General features: G+C 70.8%; 18 protein-coding genes. 7 read left to right on the top strand and 11 right to left on the bottom strand.

Annotated elements, in window-relative coordinates; all coding sequences use genetic code 11:
* Positions 1–70 precede the first annotated feature (70 nt).
* On the top strand, positions 71–271 hold the full coding sequence (gene samp2, locus P1K88_RS03575) for a ubiquitin-like small modifier protein SAMP2 (RefSeq protein ID WP_276412614.1): 201 nt from the start codon (positions 71–73) through the stop codon (positions 269–271).
* A gap of 10 nt (positions 272–281) precedes the next feature.
* Complete coding sequence (locus tag P1K88_RS03570) at positions 282–647, top strand: GNAT family N-acetyltransferase (protein WP_276412612.1); 366 nt, start codon at positions 282–284, stop codon at positions 645–647.
* Here the strand turns inward: P1K88_RS03570 and P1K88_RS03565 are convergent.
* From P1K88_RS03565 to larB, 5 genes are all read right to left on the bottom strand, one after another.
* Complete coding sequence (locus P1K88_RS03565; RefSeq protein WP_276412610.1) at positions 644–1,096, bottom strand: pyridoxamine 5'-phosphate oxidase family protein; 453 nt, start codon at positions 1,094–1,096, stop codon at positions 644–646. The genes P1K88_RS03570 and P1K88_RS03565 overlap by 4 nt on opposite strands.
* Positions 1,097–1,120: 24 nt before the next feature.
* Positions 1,121–2,518, bottom strand: a complete 1,398-nt coding sequence (locus P1K88_RS03560) for a phosphohexomutase domain-containing protein (protein WP_276412608.1) — start codon at positions 2,516–2,518, stop codon at positions 1,121–1,123.
* Positions 2,519–2,559: 41 nt separating this feature from the next.
* Positions 2,560–2,817: a GIY-YIG nuclease family protein gene (locus P1K88_RS03555; protein WP_276412606.1), complete on the bottom strand. Its 258-nt coding sequence runs from the start codon at positions 2,815–2,817 to the stop codon at positions 2,560–2,562.
* 27 nt (positions 2,818–2,844) lie between these two features.
* Positions 2,845–2,994, bottom strand: coding sequence for a DUF7563 family protein (locus tag P1K88_RS03550; protein ID WP_276275997.1), 150 nt, complete (start codon positions 2,992–2,994; stop codon positions 2,845–2,847).
* Between the two features lie 93 nt (positions 2,995–3,087).
* Positions 3,088–3,849: a nickel pincer cofactor biosynthesis protein LarB gene (gene larB / locus P1K88_RS03545; RefSeq protein WP_276412602.1), complete on the bottom strand. Its 762-nt coding sequence runs from the start codon at positions 3,847–3,849 to the stop codon at positions 3,088–3,090.
* A gap of 268 nt (positions 3,850–4,117) precedes the next feature.
* Between larB and P1K88_RS03540 the strand changes: the two genes are divergently transcribed.
* On the top strand, positions 4,118–4,285 hold the full coding sequence (locus P1K88_RS03540; protein WP_276275995.1) for a DUF1931 domain-containing protein: 168 nt from the start codon (positions 4,118–4,120) through the stop codon (positions 4,283–4,285).
* Positions 4,286–4,339: 54 nt separating this feature from the next.
* Here the strand turns inward: P1K88_RS03540 and rpiA are convergent, their stop codons facing one another.
* Positions 4,340–5,020, bottom strand: a complete 681-nt coding sequence (gene rpiA / locus P1K88_RS03535) for a ribose-5-phosphate isomerase RpiA (RefSeq protein ID WP_276412600.1) — start codon at positions 5,018–5,020, stop codon at positions 4,340–4,342.
* Positions 5,021–5,079: 59 nt separating this feature from the next.
* Here rpiA and P1K88_RS03530 point away from each other — a divergent pair, with 59 nt between their 5' ends.
* A complete protein-coding gene (locus P1K88_RS03530) occupies positions 5,080–5,256 on the top strand; it encodes a hypothetical protein (protein ID WP_276412598.1) in 177 nt (58 codons plus the stop codon).
* 51 nt (positions 5,257–5,307) lie between these two features.
* Entirely contained in the window at positions 5,308–6,624 is a 1,317-nt protein-coding gene (glmM, locus tag P1K88_RS03525) for a phosphoglucosamine mutase (RefSeq protein ID WP_276412597.1), read from the top strand.
* 84 nt (positions 6,625–6,708) lie between these two features.
* Here glmM and P1K88_RS18385 read toward each other — a convergent pair whose 3' ends face one another.
* The 3 genes from P1K88_RS18385 to P1K88_RS03515 all read right to left on the bottom strand — a co-directional run bounded on the left by P1K88_RS18385 (position 6,709) and on the right by P1K88_RS03515 (position 7,999).
* Positions 6,709–6,867, bottom strand: a complete 159-nt coding sequence (locus P1K88_RS18385) for a DUF7563 family protein (protein ID WP_419181080.1) — start codon at positions 6,865–6,867, stop codon at positions 6,709–6,711.
* 63 nt (positions 6,868–6,930) lie between these two features.
* Positions 6,931–7,509 (bottom strand): DUF7090 family protein, encoded by a 579-nt coding sequence (locus P1K88_RS03520; RefSeq protein WP_276412595.1) that lies wholly within the window; start codon positions 7,507–7,509, stop codon positions 6,931–6,933.
* 49 nt (positions 7,510–7,558) lie between these two features.
* Positions 7,559–7,999, bottom strand: a complete 441-nt coding sequence (locus P1K88_RS03515; protein WP_276412593.1) for a DUF2391 family protein — start codon at positions 7,997–7,999, stop codon at positions 7,559–7,561.
* 83 nt (positions 8,000–8,082) lie between these two features.
* Between P1K88_RS03515 and P1K88_RS03510 the strand changes: the two genes are divergently transcribed.
* Positions 8,083–8,763 carry a class I SAM-dependent methyltransferase gene (locus P1K88_RS03510; RefSeq protein ID WP_276412591.1) on the top strand — a complete coding sequence of 227 codons (681 nt, stop codon included), beginning with the start codon at positions 8,083–8,085 and terminating at the stop codon, positions 8,761–8,763.
* A gap of 172 nt (positions 8,764–8,935) precedes the next feature.
* On the opposite strand, the gene P1K88_RS03505 is transcribed toward P1K88_RS03510, so the two are convergent.
* On the bottom strand, positions 8,936–10,114 hold the full coding sequence (locus P1K88_RS03505) for a thiolase family protein (RefSeq protein WP_276412589.1): 1,179 nt from the start codon (positions 10,112–10,114) through the stop codon (positions 8,936–8,938).
* 81 nt (positions 10,115–10,195) lie between these two features.
* Here P1K88_RS03505 and P1K88_RS03500 point away from each other — a divergent pair, with 81 nt between their 5' ends.
* A complete protein-coding gene (locus P1K88_RS03500) occupies positions 10,196–11,146 on the top strand; it encodes an AEC family transporter (RefSeq protein WP_276412587.1) in 951 nt (316 codons plus the stop codon).
* Here P1K88_RS03500 and P1K88_RS03495 read toward each other — a convergent pair.
* Positions 11,143–12,537 (bottom strand): protein kinase domain-containing protein, encoded by a 1,395-nt coding sequence (locus tag P1K88_RS03495; protein WP_276412585.1) that lies wholly within the window; start codon positions 12,535–12,537, stop codon positions 11,143–11,145. The genes P1K88_RS03500 and P1K88_RS03495 overlap by 4 nt on opposite strands.
* Positions 12,538–12,599 lie beyond the last annotated feature (62 nt).

The raw sequence follows: 12,599 nt of genomic DNA, 5'->3' as shown, positions 1-12,599 counted from the left end.
CGAGGCGTGGGCGATTCATAAACCCCGCGAGAGGCGACAGACTCAGGTACGACGGTCGGCAATCCCGGGTATGCACGTCACGGTCGAGGTGGCCGGCGAGGCCACCCACGAGGTCGACGTCCCGGCGGACGCCACCTACGCCGACCTGCTGTCCCCCGTCGACCTCTCGCCCCACGAGGTGTCCGTGCTGGTCGAGGGCCGCCCCGTCCCCACCGACCAGCCCGTCGAGACGGACCACGTCAGAGTAGTGCGGCTGATCAAGGGCGGCTGAGCGCCCCGCGATGGACGTTCGCGAGGCGACAAGCGACGAGCTGTCCGGCGTGATGAACGTCCTCGACGGGGCAGCACTCGCGGTCGACGTCGAGACGGCCCGGGCCGGTATCGAGGCTGACGGGACGCTGGTCGCGGTCACCGACGACGACCGGATTCTCGGCGCGCTCGTGCTCGACGGGGAGCACATCGCGGCGGTCGCCGTCCGACGGCGCCGGCGCGGACAGGGCATCGGAAGCGCACTCGTCCGGGCCGCGGTGGCTCGGCGCGAGCGGCTCGTCGCCGAGTTCGACGCCGGCCTGCGCGAGTTCTACGCGGGGCTGGGATTCGACCTGGAGGGACTTGACGAACCGGGACGCGTGCGCGGCGTCCGCTAGTTCTGCCGGCCGGTGAGCGCCTCGATGCGGAGTTCGTACAGCGTCACGTCGACGTCGTCGAGGCTCTCGTCGAAGATGCGGATGGGCGCGTACCGCTCGTTGATCTCGACGGCCTCGTGGGCCGGGTCGTCGCGCGGGACCTCGCGTATCGGGCCGCGGGCGACGACACTCCAGCCGGTGGTCTCCGCCGGGTCGTCGGTCGGTTCGGTCGCGTAGACCACGTACGTCGCCGTCGCTGTCGCGTCGAGGAACGGAGCCTTCTCGCTGCCCGAGGCCACGCCGAGGCGGAAGTACAGCGACCCGTTCTCGTAGTGGTGGAAGACGGGGAGGGCGTAGGCCTCGTCGCCGTCGGCCAGCGAGAGGACGCCGTGCCGTCGCTCTGCGAGGCGCTCTTCGACCGTCGACTCCTCCATCCCGGAGGTGTAGGCGAACTCGACGTCGAGGTCCATACCCGACGTACGCCCGCGCGGGGCTTAAACGAGGGGTTCGACCAGTTCGCGGCCGTCCGCGAGCAGTTCCTCGACGCGGTCGGTGCTCCCCGCTTCGGCGTACACCCGCAGCTTCGGTTCGGTGCCCGACGGACGGACCAGCACCCAGGTCCCGTCCTCGAGTCGGAGTTTGAAGCCGTCGATGGTGTTGACGCCGTCGACGGGTTCGCCGGCCACCGAGTCGGGAATCCGCTCTTCCAGTGCGGCGAGCACCGGGTCCTTGCGGTCGTCCGGGCAGTCGACGCTGATGCGGCCCTGGTGAATCTCGCCGTGGTCGGCGAGCAGGCGGTCGACCCGGGCGTCCAGCGACGCCTCGTGGTCGGCCGCGGCGGCCAGCAGGGAGAGGAGGACGCCGTCCTTGTTCCGTACGTGGTCGGTCAGGCCGAACCCGCCCGACTCCTCGCCGCCAAAGAGGGCGTCGTGTTCGGCAAGCGCCTGTGCGACCCACTTGAAGCCGACGGCCGTCTCGAAGACGTCCTCGCCGTGGGCCTCGGCGACCCGGTCGACGATGCTGGAGGTCGAGACGGTCCGGACGACGGGGCCCGAACGGCTCTCGAGGAGGAAGTCGTACATCGCGGCGAGAAAGAGGTTCGGGTCCAGGAAGCCGCGGTCGGGCGTGACGACGCCGATGCGGTCGGCGTCGCCGTCGTTGACGAACCCGACGTCGGCCTCTCCGTCGGCGACCAGCTCGATGAGTTCCGTGACGTTCTCGGCCTCGGGTTCGGGCGCGCCGCCGCCGAACTCGGGGTCGAGGTCGTCGCGCAGCGTCACCGTCTCCGCGCCGGCCCGGCGCAGCAGTTCGTCCGTCACCCCGCGGCCGCTTCCGTGCATCGCGTCGTGGGCGACGGTCAGCCCCTCGAGGTCGGCGTCGACGTACTCCAGGGCGTGGTCCATGTACGGCTCGAGGAGGTCCGTCTCGGTGACCGCGCCGTGCTCCGCGTCGGGCAGCGACTCGGGGGCAGCGAGGTTCGCCTCGATGCGCTCGGTGACCTCGGGCAGCGTCGGCGCGCCGTCGCCGGTGAGGAACTTCACGCCGTTGTACTCGGGCGGGTTGTGACTCGCCGTGATCTGGAGTGCGGCGGCGTACCCCTCGGTTCTGGCCGTCCAGGCGACGACAGGCGTGGGCGTGTCCCGGTCAGGGAGCGTGACGTCGAAGCCGTTCGCCGTCAGGACGTCCGCGAGCGCCTCGGCGAACCCGCGCGAGGTGTCGCGAGCGTCGTAGCCCACGAGGACCGGGCCCGTCTCACCCTCCGAGTGGAGGTACGACGCGGCGGCCTGGCCGACCATCCGGACGCGAGGTTCGGTGAAGACGTCGAGCGTCGCGCGCCAGCCGTCGGTGCCGAACTCGATGGCGGCGGCGTCTGTGTCTGTGTCGTGTGTCATGTACCGGTAGCAACTCCCGGTGGGTGGAAAAAACCTCGCGCTTACGCCTCGACGAGGCGTTCCTTCTGTGCCCGGGAGAGCTGCTTTATCTCGTACTCCCGGGACATGGCCGCAGAGCGACTGTCGTAGGACTCGACGTGGACGAGCTCGACGGGGGTCCGGCCGCGCGTGTACTTCGCACCCTCGCCGGCGTCGTGTTCGGCGACGCGGCGCTCGACGTCGGTGGTGTAGCCGGTGTAGAACGAATCGTCACTGCACCGCAGGACGTAGACGTGGTGTGGGCTCCGCGTGGTGGTCATCGCGCTGTACGGGCGGCCCGGAGGGCCTCATACTTGATGAGCGCGCTGTCTCGACACTTCAGCGATGCCAGCGTTCGCCGAGCAGTTGGGGCACGCCCTGATGGAGCCGGTCTCGTCGGCGAAGACGCGGGCGAACTGGTCCGAGACGTGTGCGCCGCAGTGGTTACATTCAGGCATCGTAGTCGTCGGCCGTTATCGTGCCGACATCTGTACATAGCCCTGCGGGCAGGAGACCAGTGTACCCACTTGGTTAGGTATCCAGTCACGTGGTCACCGGGCATCGTCGAGCTGCCGGGCGATGAGCCCTGCCTGCGCGCCGGCCGTGAACCCGGCGTCGACGTTGACCACCGACAGCGCCGTACAGGACTGGAGCATCCCCGAGAGCGCCGCCTCGCCCTCGCCGGCGTGGCCGTAGCCGGTCGACACCGGGAGGCCGACGACCGGGACGTCGACGAGGCCGGCGACGACCGTCGGGAGCGCGCCCTCGCGGCCCGCCGCCACGACGAGGACGTCCTGGTCGCGCAGCCGGTCGACGGCGTCGATGGTGCGGGCGATGCTCGCGACGCCGACGTCGTCGATGCGACTGACGCTGGCACCCATCTCGTGGGCGACCATCGCCGCCTCGCCGGCCGGGACGGCGTCGGACGTGCCCGCGGTGACGACGCCCACCGACGCCGAGAGGGCGGGCCGCTCGAAGTCGGGCGTGGTCGCCACCAGCCAGTTCGAGCGCTCGTTCCAGCGGACCGACGCGTCGGGGGCCACAGCGACCACCCGCTCGCGGACCGCCGCCACGTCGGCGCCGTCGAGCCGGGTGGCGATGGCCCGGCCGGTCGTCTCGACGGCCGTGGCCGCCAGCGTCGCTACCTCGGCCGGGTCCTTCCCGTCGCCCAGTATCGCCTCCGGGACGCCCGACCGGTCCGTGCGTGCCGCGTCGAACCGACCCGCACCGTTGGTCGCGTAGCCCGCGAGTTCCACTTCGGCCTCGGCGGGCGAGAGGTCGCCCGCCGCGACCGCTTCGAGTAGGTCGCGCATGCGTCCCTCTCCGGGCGGCGCCTACTCCTATCCGTCGGTCCGTCCCGGCCGCCCGCCGTGGCGCGCGCGAGCGGCGGCAGGCGCGCCGCAGGCCCCCACAGACCACCGTTTCCGGTCGAAGCGCCGGATGTGACCTTACTATGTAGGACAGAATACTCGATTTATAACCGGTCTCTGGGCAGAAACCGGCTCAGACTGCCGCAAATAGCGACGAGACGGGTCCTCTGGGGGAAAGTATATAAGTCATCCATACGGATGGGACTCCTGTATGGCAGACCTAATCGTCAAAGCCGCCGTGAAGGAAGCGCTCGATGACATGAACGTCTCCTCTGACTTCTACGATGCCCTCGACGCAGAGGTCGGGGAGCTGCTCGACGACGCGGCCCGTCGGGCCAGCGAGAACGACCGCAAGACAGTCCAGCCGCGCGACCTGTAGGACTGTCAGTACCCGTTTCTGATTTTTTCACGCACCGACCAGCGGCGGCGCCGCTCAGAGGTCACGGACGGTGACGCCGTCGGCGGTGCCGACGTGTAGTTCGTCCGCCAGGTCGACGAACAGGCCGTGCTCGACGACGCCCGGCGTGTCGGCGAGCGTCGCCCCGAGGTCGGCCGGGGCGTCGATTGTCCCGAACTCACAGTCCAGCACGAGGTTCCCGTTGTCGGTGACGACGGGGCCGTCCTTGCGCTCGGCCGCCCGCAGCGTCGGGTCGCCGCCGAGGCCGCGGACGGCGTCGGCGACGGTCGTCCGGGCCGCCGGGAGCACCTCGACGGGGACCGGATGGGAGAGTTCGTCGGCCAGTTTCGTCGGGTCCGCGACCACCAGGAAGCGGTCGGCGCTCGCGTCGACGACCTTCTCGCGGGCGTGGGCGGCGCCACCGCCCTTGATCAGGTCACCACCGGCCACCTCGTCGGCGCCGTCGACGGCGAGGTCGACCGACGCCTCGTCTAAGTCCACCAGCGGAATGCCACAGTCTCGGGCCAGTTCGCGCGACTGGAACGAGGTGGGGACGCCGGCGACGTCGAGGCCGGCGTCGACCGCTCGCCCGATGGCCCGGATGGCGTGGGCAGCGGTGCTCCCGGTACCCAGGCCGACGACCATCCCGTCCGCGACTGCCTCGGCCGCCGACTCGCCGGCCGCCCGCTTCGCCGCCTCGGACCCGCCCTGTTTCATGTGCGGGGGGTCGGGAGACGTGGACAAAACGTTTGTTCTCCGGTCTACTGCACCCACGTATGACCGACTGCACGTACTGCGGGTGCCCCGTCGAGGACCACGACCCGCTGTTTCTCTCGAAGACGCCCGGCGGCGAACCCACGGCACAGTACTGCAACTACGGCTGTCTGTCGGCCCACGTCGACGAGGCGGCGCTGGCCACTGGCACCTCCTGTGAGTGGTCGCCCGCCGAGTAGCCACGCTGCCGGAGCCCGAGTCTTCTTTTCGCCCGCGGCCGATTCGACGGTATGACACTGTTCGGGACGAGCGGCATCCGTGGCCCGGTCGGCGAGACGGTGACGGCGGCCCTGGCGCTGTCGGTCGGTCGGGCGCTGGGCGTCGAGAGCGAGCGGGTCGTCGTCGGGCGGGACCCCCGCGAGAGCGGCGAGTTCCTCCAGGCGGCGCTGGTCGCCGGCCTCCGCGAGAGCGGCACCGACGTGGTCGATCTGGGCCTGGCGGCGACGCCAACCGTCGCGCGTACGGTCGGGTGGCGCGACGCCGACGCGGGCGTCTCCATCACGGCGAGCCACAACCCCCCGCAGGACAACGGCATCAAACTCTGGCAGCCCAGCGGGCAAGCGTTCGACGCCGCGCTGCGCGAGGAGATCGAGGAGCGCATCGCGGAGGAGGCGTTCGACCCTGCCGAGTGGGATGCGAGCGGCCGTCTCGAGACCTGGGACGCCCGCGAGCGCCACGTCGAGGCCGTCCGCAGTGCGGTCGACCGCGACGCGCTCGACCGCCACGTCGTCGTCGACGTGGGCAACGGCGCCGGCGGCGTCACGCTGGACGTCCTGGAGGCGCTGGGCTGTACGGTCGAGACGCTGAACGCCCAGCCCGACGGTACCTTCCCGGGCCGCCCCTCCGAACCGAAGGCCGAGAACTGCCGGTCGCTCGCCACGCTGGTCGCCGATTCCGACGCGGATCTGGGCGTTGCCCACGACGGCGACGCGGACCGGATGCGGGCGGTGGCGGGCGACGGCACCTACCTCTCGGGCGACGTCCTGCTGGCCATCTTCGCCCGGGCGGCGGCCGACCCCGGCGAGCGGGTCGCCGTCCCCGTCGACACCAGCCTCGCCGTCGCCGACTACCTCGCCGAGACCGACGTCGACGTCGAGTACACGCCGGTCGGCGACGTCTACGTCGCCGAGGCCGCCAGCGCCGAGGGCGTCGCTTTCGGCGGTGAACCCAGCGGGTCGTGGATCTGGCCCGACCGGACGCTGTGTCCCGACGGGCCGCTGGCGGCCGGCACCGTGGCCGCGCTGGACGCCGACCGGTCGCTGGCCGACCGGTCGGCCGACGTGCCCGACTACCCCATCCGCCGGGACAGCGTCGAGGTCGACGAGAAGCGCGCCGTGATGGACGCCGTCCGCGAGACGGTCCACGCGACGTACGACGACGTGACCACGCTCGACGGCGTCCGTGTCGACCTGGGCGACGCCTGGTTCCTGCTCCGGGCCAGTGGCACCCAGCCCCTGGTCCGCGTGACGGCCGAGGCCCGCGAACCGGGTCGGGCCGACGACGTCTTCGAGCGGGCCCGGGCGCTCGTCGCCGACGCACGGCCGTGACGCTGTCGGCGAGCGAGCGTCGACGCGTGACCGAACCCGGTCACGGTCTCAGAGAGACAGGGACACCGTTCCCCCGAAAGTCGCCTATCCGCGGCGCGTCGACCGCGCCTCGCGAACGTCCGCTCCGTCTCGGATCTTGTCCTCACACTGCGGGCAGACCCGTGGCTTCTCGACACCGTTCGGTGTGAAGACACGAGCATAGGCAGCCGTTACAAAATTACCGCAGTTCTGGCATTCCGGCATACAGGCTGTTCTGATGGCCCATACCCTCTTAATAATTAGTGATTAGCCCGCGTTGACAGGTCGTCAGAACTCGCTGGTGATGGTGCCGTCCTCGGCGAGTTCGACCACGCCGTCGAACAGGTCGCGGAACCGGTCGACCGTCTCGGCGTCGTGGACGCCCTGTGCCAGGTGGAACATGCCGACGGCGTCGTACGCGTCGAGCAGCTCGAGGATCTCACCCACCGCCGACAGGGCCCGGTCCTCGTCGGCGTAGTAGATGAGTTCGGTCACGGAGTCGAAGGTGATGCGCAGCTTGCCCTCGTGGGCGTCGAGGAACGTCTCCGTCTCCTCGACGATGCCCTCGAGGTCGTCCGGGGCCGAGACGTACTTCACGCCGGCCGACTGCCGGCGGGTGTAGCCACGCTCGACCGAGAGCGTATCGAGGATGGTCGCCTTCGACTCGTCGACCTGGTAGTACTCGAGTTTCTGCTTGACCTCGCGGGCGGTCGTCCGCGTCGAGATGACCAGCATCGCGTCGGTGTCGGTCGACAGGAAGTCGGTGTCCAGTCGGTCCGTCGCACCGGTCGACGGATGCAAGAGGAGAATCCCGGTCCCGCCCTCGACAGTCTCGGGCGTGTTGTCGATGGCCAGCGTATACTCCATATGTCCGGGAACGCGTGGCGACAGACATTAAGTATGCGGGTCCGGTGTCTCAGAAGACGCTGTCGGCCGTCGCGGCGCCGACGACGCTGAAGATCGCGCCCACGGAGACGGCCTTCACCGTCGTCAGGGCGACGTCGGCCCGCGTGGGGTCGGCCAGGACCCCGCCCTCGACGAGGAAGGCGCTCGGGGCGGTAAACACCAACGCGAGCACCGCGACGGACCCGAAGGAGACAACCATCAGCGAGATGAAACGGATGGGGATCCCACCGACCTCCGCTTCCTCGTCTACCTCGCGGTCCTCGTCGGCCTCGTAGAGGGCGCCGTAGCCGATGGCGAAGACGATGCCGACGATGAGAATCACGTGATAGAAACTCATGTTCGCCGCCAGCACCCACACCTCCTCGGTGACGACGAAGGGGCCGGCCAGCAGGAACCCGCCGACCACCTGCTGGGCGGTGTTGGAGATTCGGTAGCGACGACGGCGTGTCATATGCACGGTTCGGTCGCCTCGCGGGATAACAGCCGTGGAATCGAGTCGAAGGGTGTTTGGCCGCCCCGCCCCCGACTCCGGACATGAGCGTCAGCGACGAGTTCGACGAGTGGGCGGCCGCCGGCAAGGACCGCGGGATGGAGGACCGCCACTGGCACACGGCCAAGCACGTCCTGGCACGGATGCCCGTCGAGGAAGGCGACACCGTCCTCGACCTGGGGTGTGGTAGCGGCTACGCCGGCCGCGCACTCAAGCAGACGAAAGGCGCCGACCGGGCCTACGGCATCGACGCCGCGCCCGCGATGGCCCGTAACGCCCGCTCGTACACCGACGACCCCGACGTGGGCTTTCTGGTGGGCGACTTCGAGCACCTCCCGTTCGCCGACGACAGCGTCGACCACTGCTTCTCGATGGAGGCGTTCTACTACGCGAGCGACCCACACGCCGTCCTCCGCGACGTGGCGCGGGTCCTGCAGCCCGGCGGCACGTTCCACTGCGCGGTCAACTACTTCGAGGAGAGCGTCCACACCCACCACTGGGACGAGCTGGTCGAGGTGCCCATGACCCGCTGGAGCGCGGCCGAGTACCGCGATGCCTTCGGCGAGGCGGGCCTGTCGGTCGCCGTCCAGGACAACGTCCCCGACCGTGACATCGAGATCCCGCCGGCCGACGCCTTCCCCATCGAGGAGTGGGACACGCGCGAGGCGATGGTCGAGCGCTACCGGGAGTACGGCACCCTCGTCACCGTCGGCGTGAACCGATAGGTCGGGCGGACGAGTTCGTCGACTGACGCGGAACGTCTTTCGAACCACCCGCGGTCGGCCAGAGCGAGGCCGAAGGTCTCGGGGGCAATCGGGCGCTTCGCGCCCGATGACAGCCGGGGCGCTCTGGCTCCGGAGGGGCCCCATTGCTACAGGGAACACCGTCGTCCCGTCGTCAGACCCGTTCGACGAGCGTCGCGACGCCCTGGCCGAAGCCGATGCACATCGTACAGAGGCCGTACCGGCCACCGCAGTCCGCGAGCTGGTAGGGCAGTTTCCCCAGCAGGGCCGCGCCGGTCGCCCCCAGCGGGTGGCCGTGAGCGATGGCGCCGCCCCAGACGTTCGTCTTTCCCCAGTCGGCGCCCGTCTCCTCGAGCCAGGCGGCGACGACGGGCGCGAACGCCTCGTTGACCTCGAATCGGTCGACGTCGCCGACATCGAGTCCGGTTTGCTCCAGCAGCTGTTGGGTCGCCGGGATCGGGCCGGTGAGCATCGTCGTCGGGTCGACGCCGACGACGGTGGCGTCGACGATGCGGGCGAGCGGGTCCCAGCCGTACGCCTCGCAGGCCGCCCCGGAGGCGACCAGCGTCGCGGCCGCGCCGTCGACGATGCCCGAGGCGTTCCCGGCGTGGACGACGCCGTCGCCCTCGTCGCGGAAGACCAGCGGCAGGTCGCCCAGCGTCTCGACGTCGGTGTCCGGCCGGGGATGCCCGTCCTCGGAGACAGCGACCGACTCGCCGTCCAGCGTCGTCTCGACGGGGACGACCTGGTCGTCGTGCTTGCCCGCGTCGGCGGCCTCGCCCCAGCGGCGCTGTGAGTCGACGGCGAGCGCGTCGAGTTCCCGCCGGGAGAACCCCCACTGCTCGGCGATGCGCTCGGCGCCCTCGCCCTGCGTGGTCAGCTCCTCGAAGTGCTCGAAGTAGGTGTCCGTGACGCCGCCAGGGTCGGCGTAGCTGTGGGTGTCGCCCGGCGTATCGCTGCCCATCGGGACGCGGGTCATGTGCTCGACGCCGCCGGCGACCAGCAGATCGGCCATCCCCCCGCGAATCTGTCCGGCGGCGAAGTTGACGGCCTGCTGGCCGGACCCGCACATCCGGTTGAGCTGGACGCCGGGCACCGTCTCGCCCCACCCGGCGACCATCGGGGCGATGCGGCCGATGTTCAGCCCCTGTTCGTCGACGGGGACCACACAGCCGTAGACGACGTCCTCGACGTCGGGCCCGTCGAACCCATTGCGGGCTTCCAGGGCACGGAGCGGTTCGGCCGCCAGGTCCTGGGGGTGCGTGTCGCGGAACGCCCCTTCGCGTGCGCCAAAGGGCGTCCGGACCGCGTCGACGATGTAGGCAGTTTGCATGCCCGCGGGTACTCGGCGCCGACGCATCACTGTTGGGCTGGAGTCGAAAGCCTTCTCTCGGTCGGCCGTGGACGCCAACCCGTGTCGCTGCTCGACATCTTCGCGACGGCCATCCTGCCGGTCGTGGCGGTCTCGGCCGTCGGGTTCGGCCTGGGACGCTACGAGGGCGTCGACCCCGACGCGCTGAACACGGTGACCGTCTACGTGTTGGCCCCTGCGCTGGTCCTCCACAGCCTGATGACCTCCACGCTGACCGGGACGACCATCGCCGGCGTCGTCGTCGCCGTCGTCATGTTCACGGCGGTGATGCTCGCCGTCGCCGAGGCCATCGGGCGGGCCTGGGGCCAGTCAGAGCCCCTGCTCGGGGCGTTCGTCCTCGTGACCATCTTCCCGAACACGGGCAACTACGGCATCCCGCTGGCGGACTTCGCCTTCGGGCCGAAAGGCCGGAGTCTGGCGATACTCGTGACCGCGCTCCAGGGCGTGATGCTCTACACGCTCGGCATCTACGTCGCGGCGCGGGGCGAGGAGAGCGACCCGCTCGCGGACATGCGGCGGGTCCTCGGCGTGCCGCTGGTCTACGCCGTGGTCGTCGCGCTCGCGGTCCGGTGGCTCGGCGCCGTCCCGCCGACCGATTCGACGCTCATGGGGACCCTCGAGATACTCGGTAACGCCTCGATTCCCGTCATGCTGCTCATCCTCGGCATCCAGCTGTCGGACGTCGACGTCGGCGGGACGCTCCGCCCGGTCGGCGTCGCGAGCGGGCTGAAACTCCTCCTCGCACCCGTCGTCGCGCTGGGTGCCGTCCTCCTCGTCGGGTTCCAGGACCCGACGGTCGCCCGGGTGGTCGTCCTCCTGCTGGCGACGCCAACCGGCGTGACGACCATCATCCTCGTGGGGGCGTTCAGCCACGCCGAGGAGGGCATCGCGCCCGGCGAGTTCGTCAGCGCGACGGTGCTGGTGACCACCCTCCTGAGCGTACTGACGGTGACGGTGCTGGTCGCCGTGTTGCAGTCCGGCGCGGTGGTCTAGTCGAGTCGCTGGACCAGTCGCCAGCAGTCCCGTCGGACCGCCGCGGCCGTCTCGTAGCGGGTGAGCTTGTCCGTCGCCGTCGCCTTCGCGACGACGTGGTCGACGGCGTCGGGCAGGCGCGGGTGTACGTCCGTCGGGTTCGGCAGCTCGCCGTGCAGGACGCACTCCCGGACCGCCTCGTAGTCGCCGGTGAAGGGCGGCCGGCCGGTCAGCAGGCGGAAACAGACCGTCCCGAGCGCGTAGACGTCCGAGGCGGCGTCGACGGCGCCGTACTCCCGCGAGAAGTACTCCGGCGCGGCGTAGCGAGGGTCCAGGTACGAGGACGGCTCGAAGACGTCACGCACGGGCCCCATCAGGCCGACGTTGTCGAGCCTGGGCGCCGGGAGCCCGTCGAAGGAGCGTTCGGGGTAGACCACCGATTTCGGGTCCAGACCGCCGTGGAGGACGCCGTTGCGGTGGCAGTGCGCGACGGCGCCGGCGAGGTGGGCGGCCTCGCGGAGGCCGCGTTCGGGGCTCGGGCGGCCCCGGTCGGCCAGCGACCCGTCGAGGAAGGGCGTGGCGACCCACGGGCGCGGGTAGTCGCCCCAGTCGTGGACCGCCGCGACCCCGTCGTGGTCGGCGACGGCGTCCCACTGGGCCAGCGACTCGGCGACGCGAGCCGCGAACTCGCGGCGGTCGTCGGCGTCGTCGGGCAGGTCGAACAGGCGCAGGGCGACCCCGAGCACGTCGCCGTCGAGGGTCGCCCGGGTCCGCAGTACCGAGCCGTACCGGACCGCCTGCTCGGGTTCGACGACCGAGAGGTCCCCGAACGCGCTCAGCATGTCGATGGCGCGGAAGGCCCGCGAGTTCTCGGCGCGCTCGATTCGGTCGCGGCGGTCGACGGCCGCCGGGTCCCCGCGGTGTTCACGTTCGACCGCCCGGTCGGCGTCGGCCTCGCGACCGGTCCCCGACCCCGCGTGCTCCCGTTCGACGACCCCGGGGCCGCCGGGACTCGGGGCGTCCGTCTCGACGACGCGACGGACCGCCCCGGCGACGTCCGTGCCGCCGTCGGCGCGTTCCGTGAACGCCCAGCCCTCGGTATCGGCGATGGTCGCTCTGAGCGAGCGACCGGCGTCTCGCGCGTCGAGGGCGGTCCGGACCGCGGCGGTGTGGTCGTCGGCGAGCGTCGCCAGCATCCGGACCAGCGGTTCGCGGTCGCGCGCCGCCGGCAGGCGGTCGAGCAGACGGCCGGCCAGCGGGCCCACCAGGTCGGGGTCGGCGTCGGCAAGCAACGTGAGTGCCCGGGCGGCCTGCCGGTCGCTGTCGCCGTCCAGGGCGTCGAGCAGCGGAGCACCGAACACCGAGAGAAGTCCCTCGTCGTCGCCGTCACTCGCGTCGGTGCCAGCGTGCATGACAGCAGCATGCACGCCGACCCCCAAGAACGTACGTCAGACGGCCGTCACACGACCGGATT

This window comes from Haloarcula halobia (genome assembly GCF_029338255.1).
Lineage (GTDB): Archaea > Halobacteriota > Halobacteria > Halobacteriales > Haloarculaceae > Haloarcula > Haloarcula halobia.
This window is presented reverse-complemented; position numbering and strand designations above follow the sequence as displayed.

What these genes read in the sequence shown, in the direction of transcription:
- P1K88_RS03505 (WP_276412589.1), bottom strand. Translation starts at nt 10,114, where the DNA reads ATGCAAACTGCCTACATCGTCGACGCGGTCCGGACGCCCTTTGGCGCA.
- P1K88_RS18385 (WP_419181080.1), bottom strand. Translation starts at nt 6,867, where the DNA reads ATGCCGGAATGCCAGAACTGCGGTAATTTTGTAACGGCTGCCTATGCT.
- P1K88_RS03570 (WP_276412612.1), top strand. Translation starts at nt 282, where the DNA reads ATGGACGTTCGCGAGGCGACAAGCGACGAGCTGTCCGGCGTGATGAAC.
- rpiA (WP_276412600.1), bottom strand. Translation starts at nt 5,020, where the DNA reads ATGAAACAGGGCGGGTCCGAGGCGGCGAAGCGGGCGGCCGGCGAGTCG.
- P1K88_RS03555 (WP_276412606.1), bottom strand. Translation starts at nt 2,817, where the DNA reads ATGACCACCACGCGGAGCCCACACCACGTCTACGTCCTGCGGTGCAGT.
- P1K88_RS03540 (WP_276275995.1), top strand. Translation starts at nt 4,118, where the DNA reads ATGGCAGACCTAATCGTCAAAGCCGCCGTGAAGGAAGCGCTCGATGAC.
- P1K88_RS03550 (WP_276275997.1), bottom strand. Translation starts at nt 2,994, where the DNA reads ATGCCTGAATGTAACCACTGCGGCGCACACGTCTCGGACCAGTTCGCC.
- P1K88_RS03515 (WP_276412593.1), bottom strand. Translation starts at nt 7,999, where the DNA reads ATGACACGCCGTCGTCGCTACCGAATCTCCAACACCGCCCAGCAGGTG.
- glmM (WP_276412597.1), top strand. Translation starts at nt 5,308, where the DNA reads ATGACACTGTTCGGGACGAGCGGCATCCGTGGCCCGGTCGGCGAGACG.
- P1K88_RS03520 (WP_276412595.1), bottom strand. Translation starts at nt 7,509, where the DNA reads ATGGAGTATACGCTGGCCATCGACAACACGCCCGAGACTGTCGAGGGC.
- P1K88_RS03560 (WP_276412608.1), bottom strand. Translation starts at nt 2,518, where the DNA reads ATGACACACGACACAGACACAGACGCCGCCGCCATCGAGTTCGGCACC.
- samp2 (WP_276412614.1), top strand. Translation starts at nt 71, where the DNA reads ATGCACGTCACGGTCGAGGTGGCCGGCGAGGCCACCCACGAGGTCGAC.
- P1K88_RS03495 (WP_276412585.1), bottom strand. Translation starts at nt 12,537, where the DNA reads ATGCACGCTGGCACCGACGCGAGTGACGGCGACGACGAGGGACTTCTC.
- larB (WP_276412602.1), bottom strand. Translation starts at nt 3,849, where the DNA reads ATGCGCGACCTACTCGAAGCGGTCGCGGCGGGCGACCTCTCGCCCGCC.
- P1K88_RS03510 (WP_276412591.1), top strand. Translation starts at nt 8,083, where the DNA reads ATGAGCGTCAGCGACGAGTTCGACGAGTGGGCGGCCGCCGGCAAGGAC.
- P1K88_RS03565 (WP_276412610.1), bottom strand. Translation starts at nt 1,096, where the DNA reads ATGGACCTCGACGTCGAGTTCGCCTACACCTCCGGGATGGAGGAGTCG.
- P1K88_RS03530 (WP_276412598.1), top strand. Translation starts at nt 5,080, where the DNA reads ATGACCGACTGCACGTACTGCGGGTGCCCCGTCGAGGACCACGACCCG.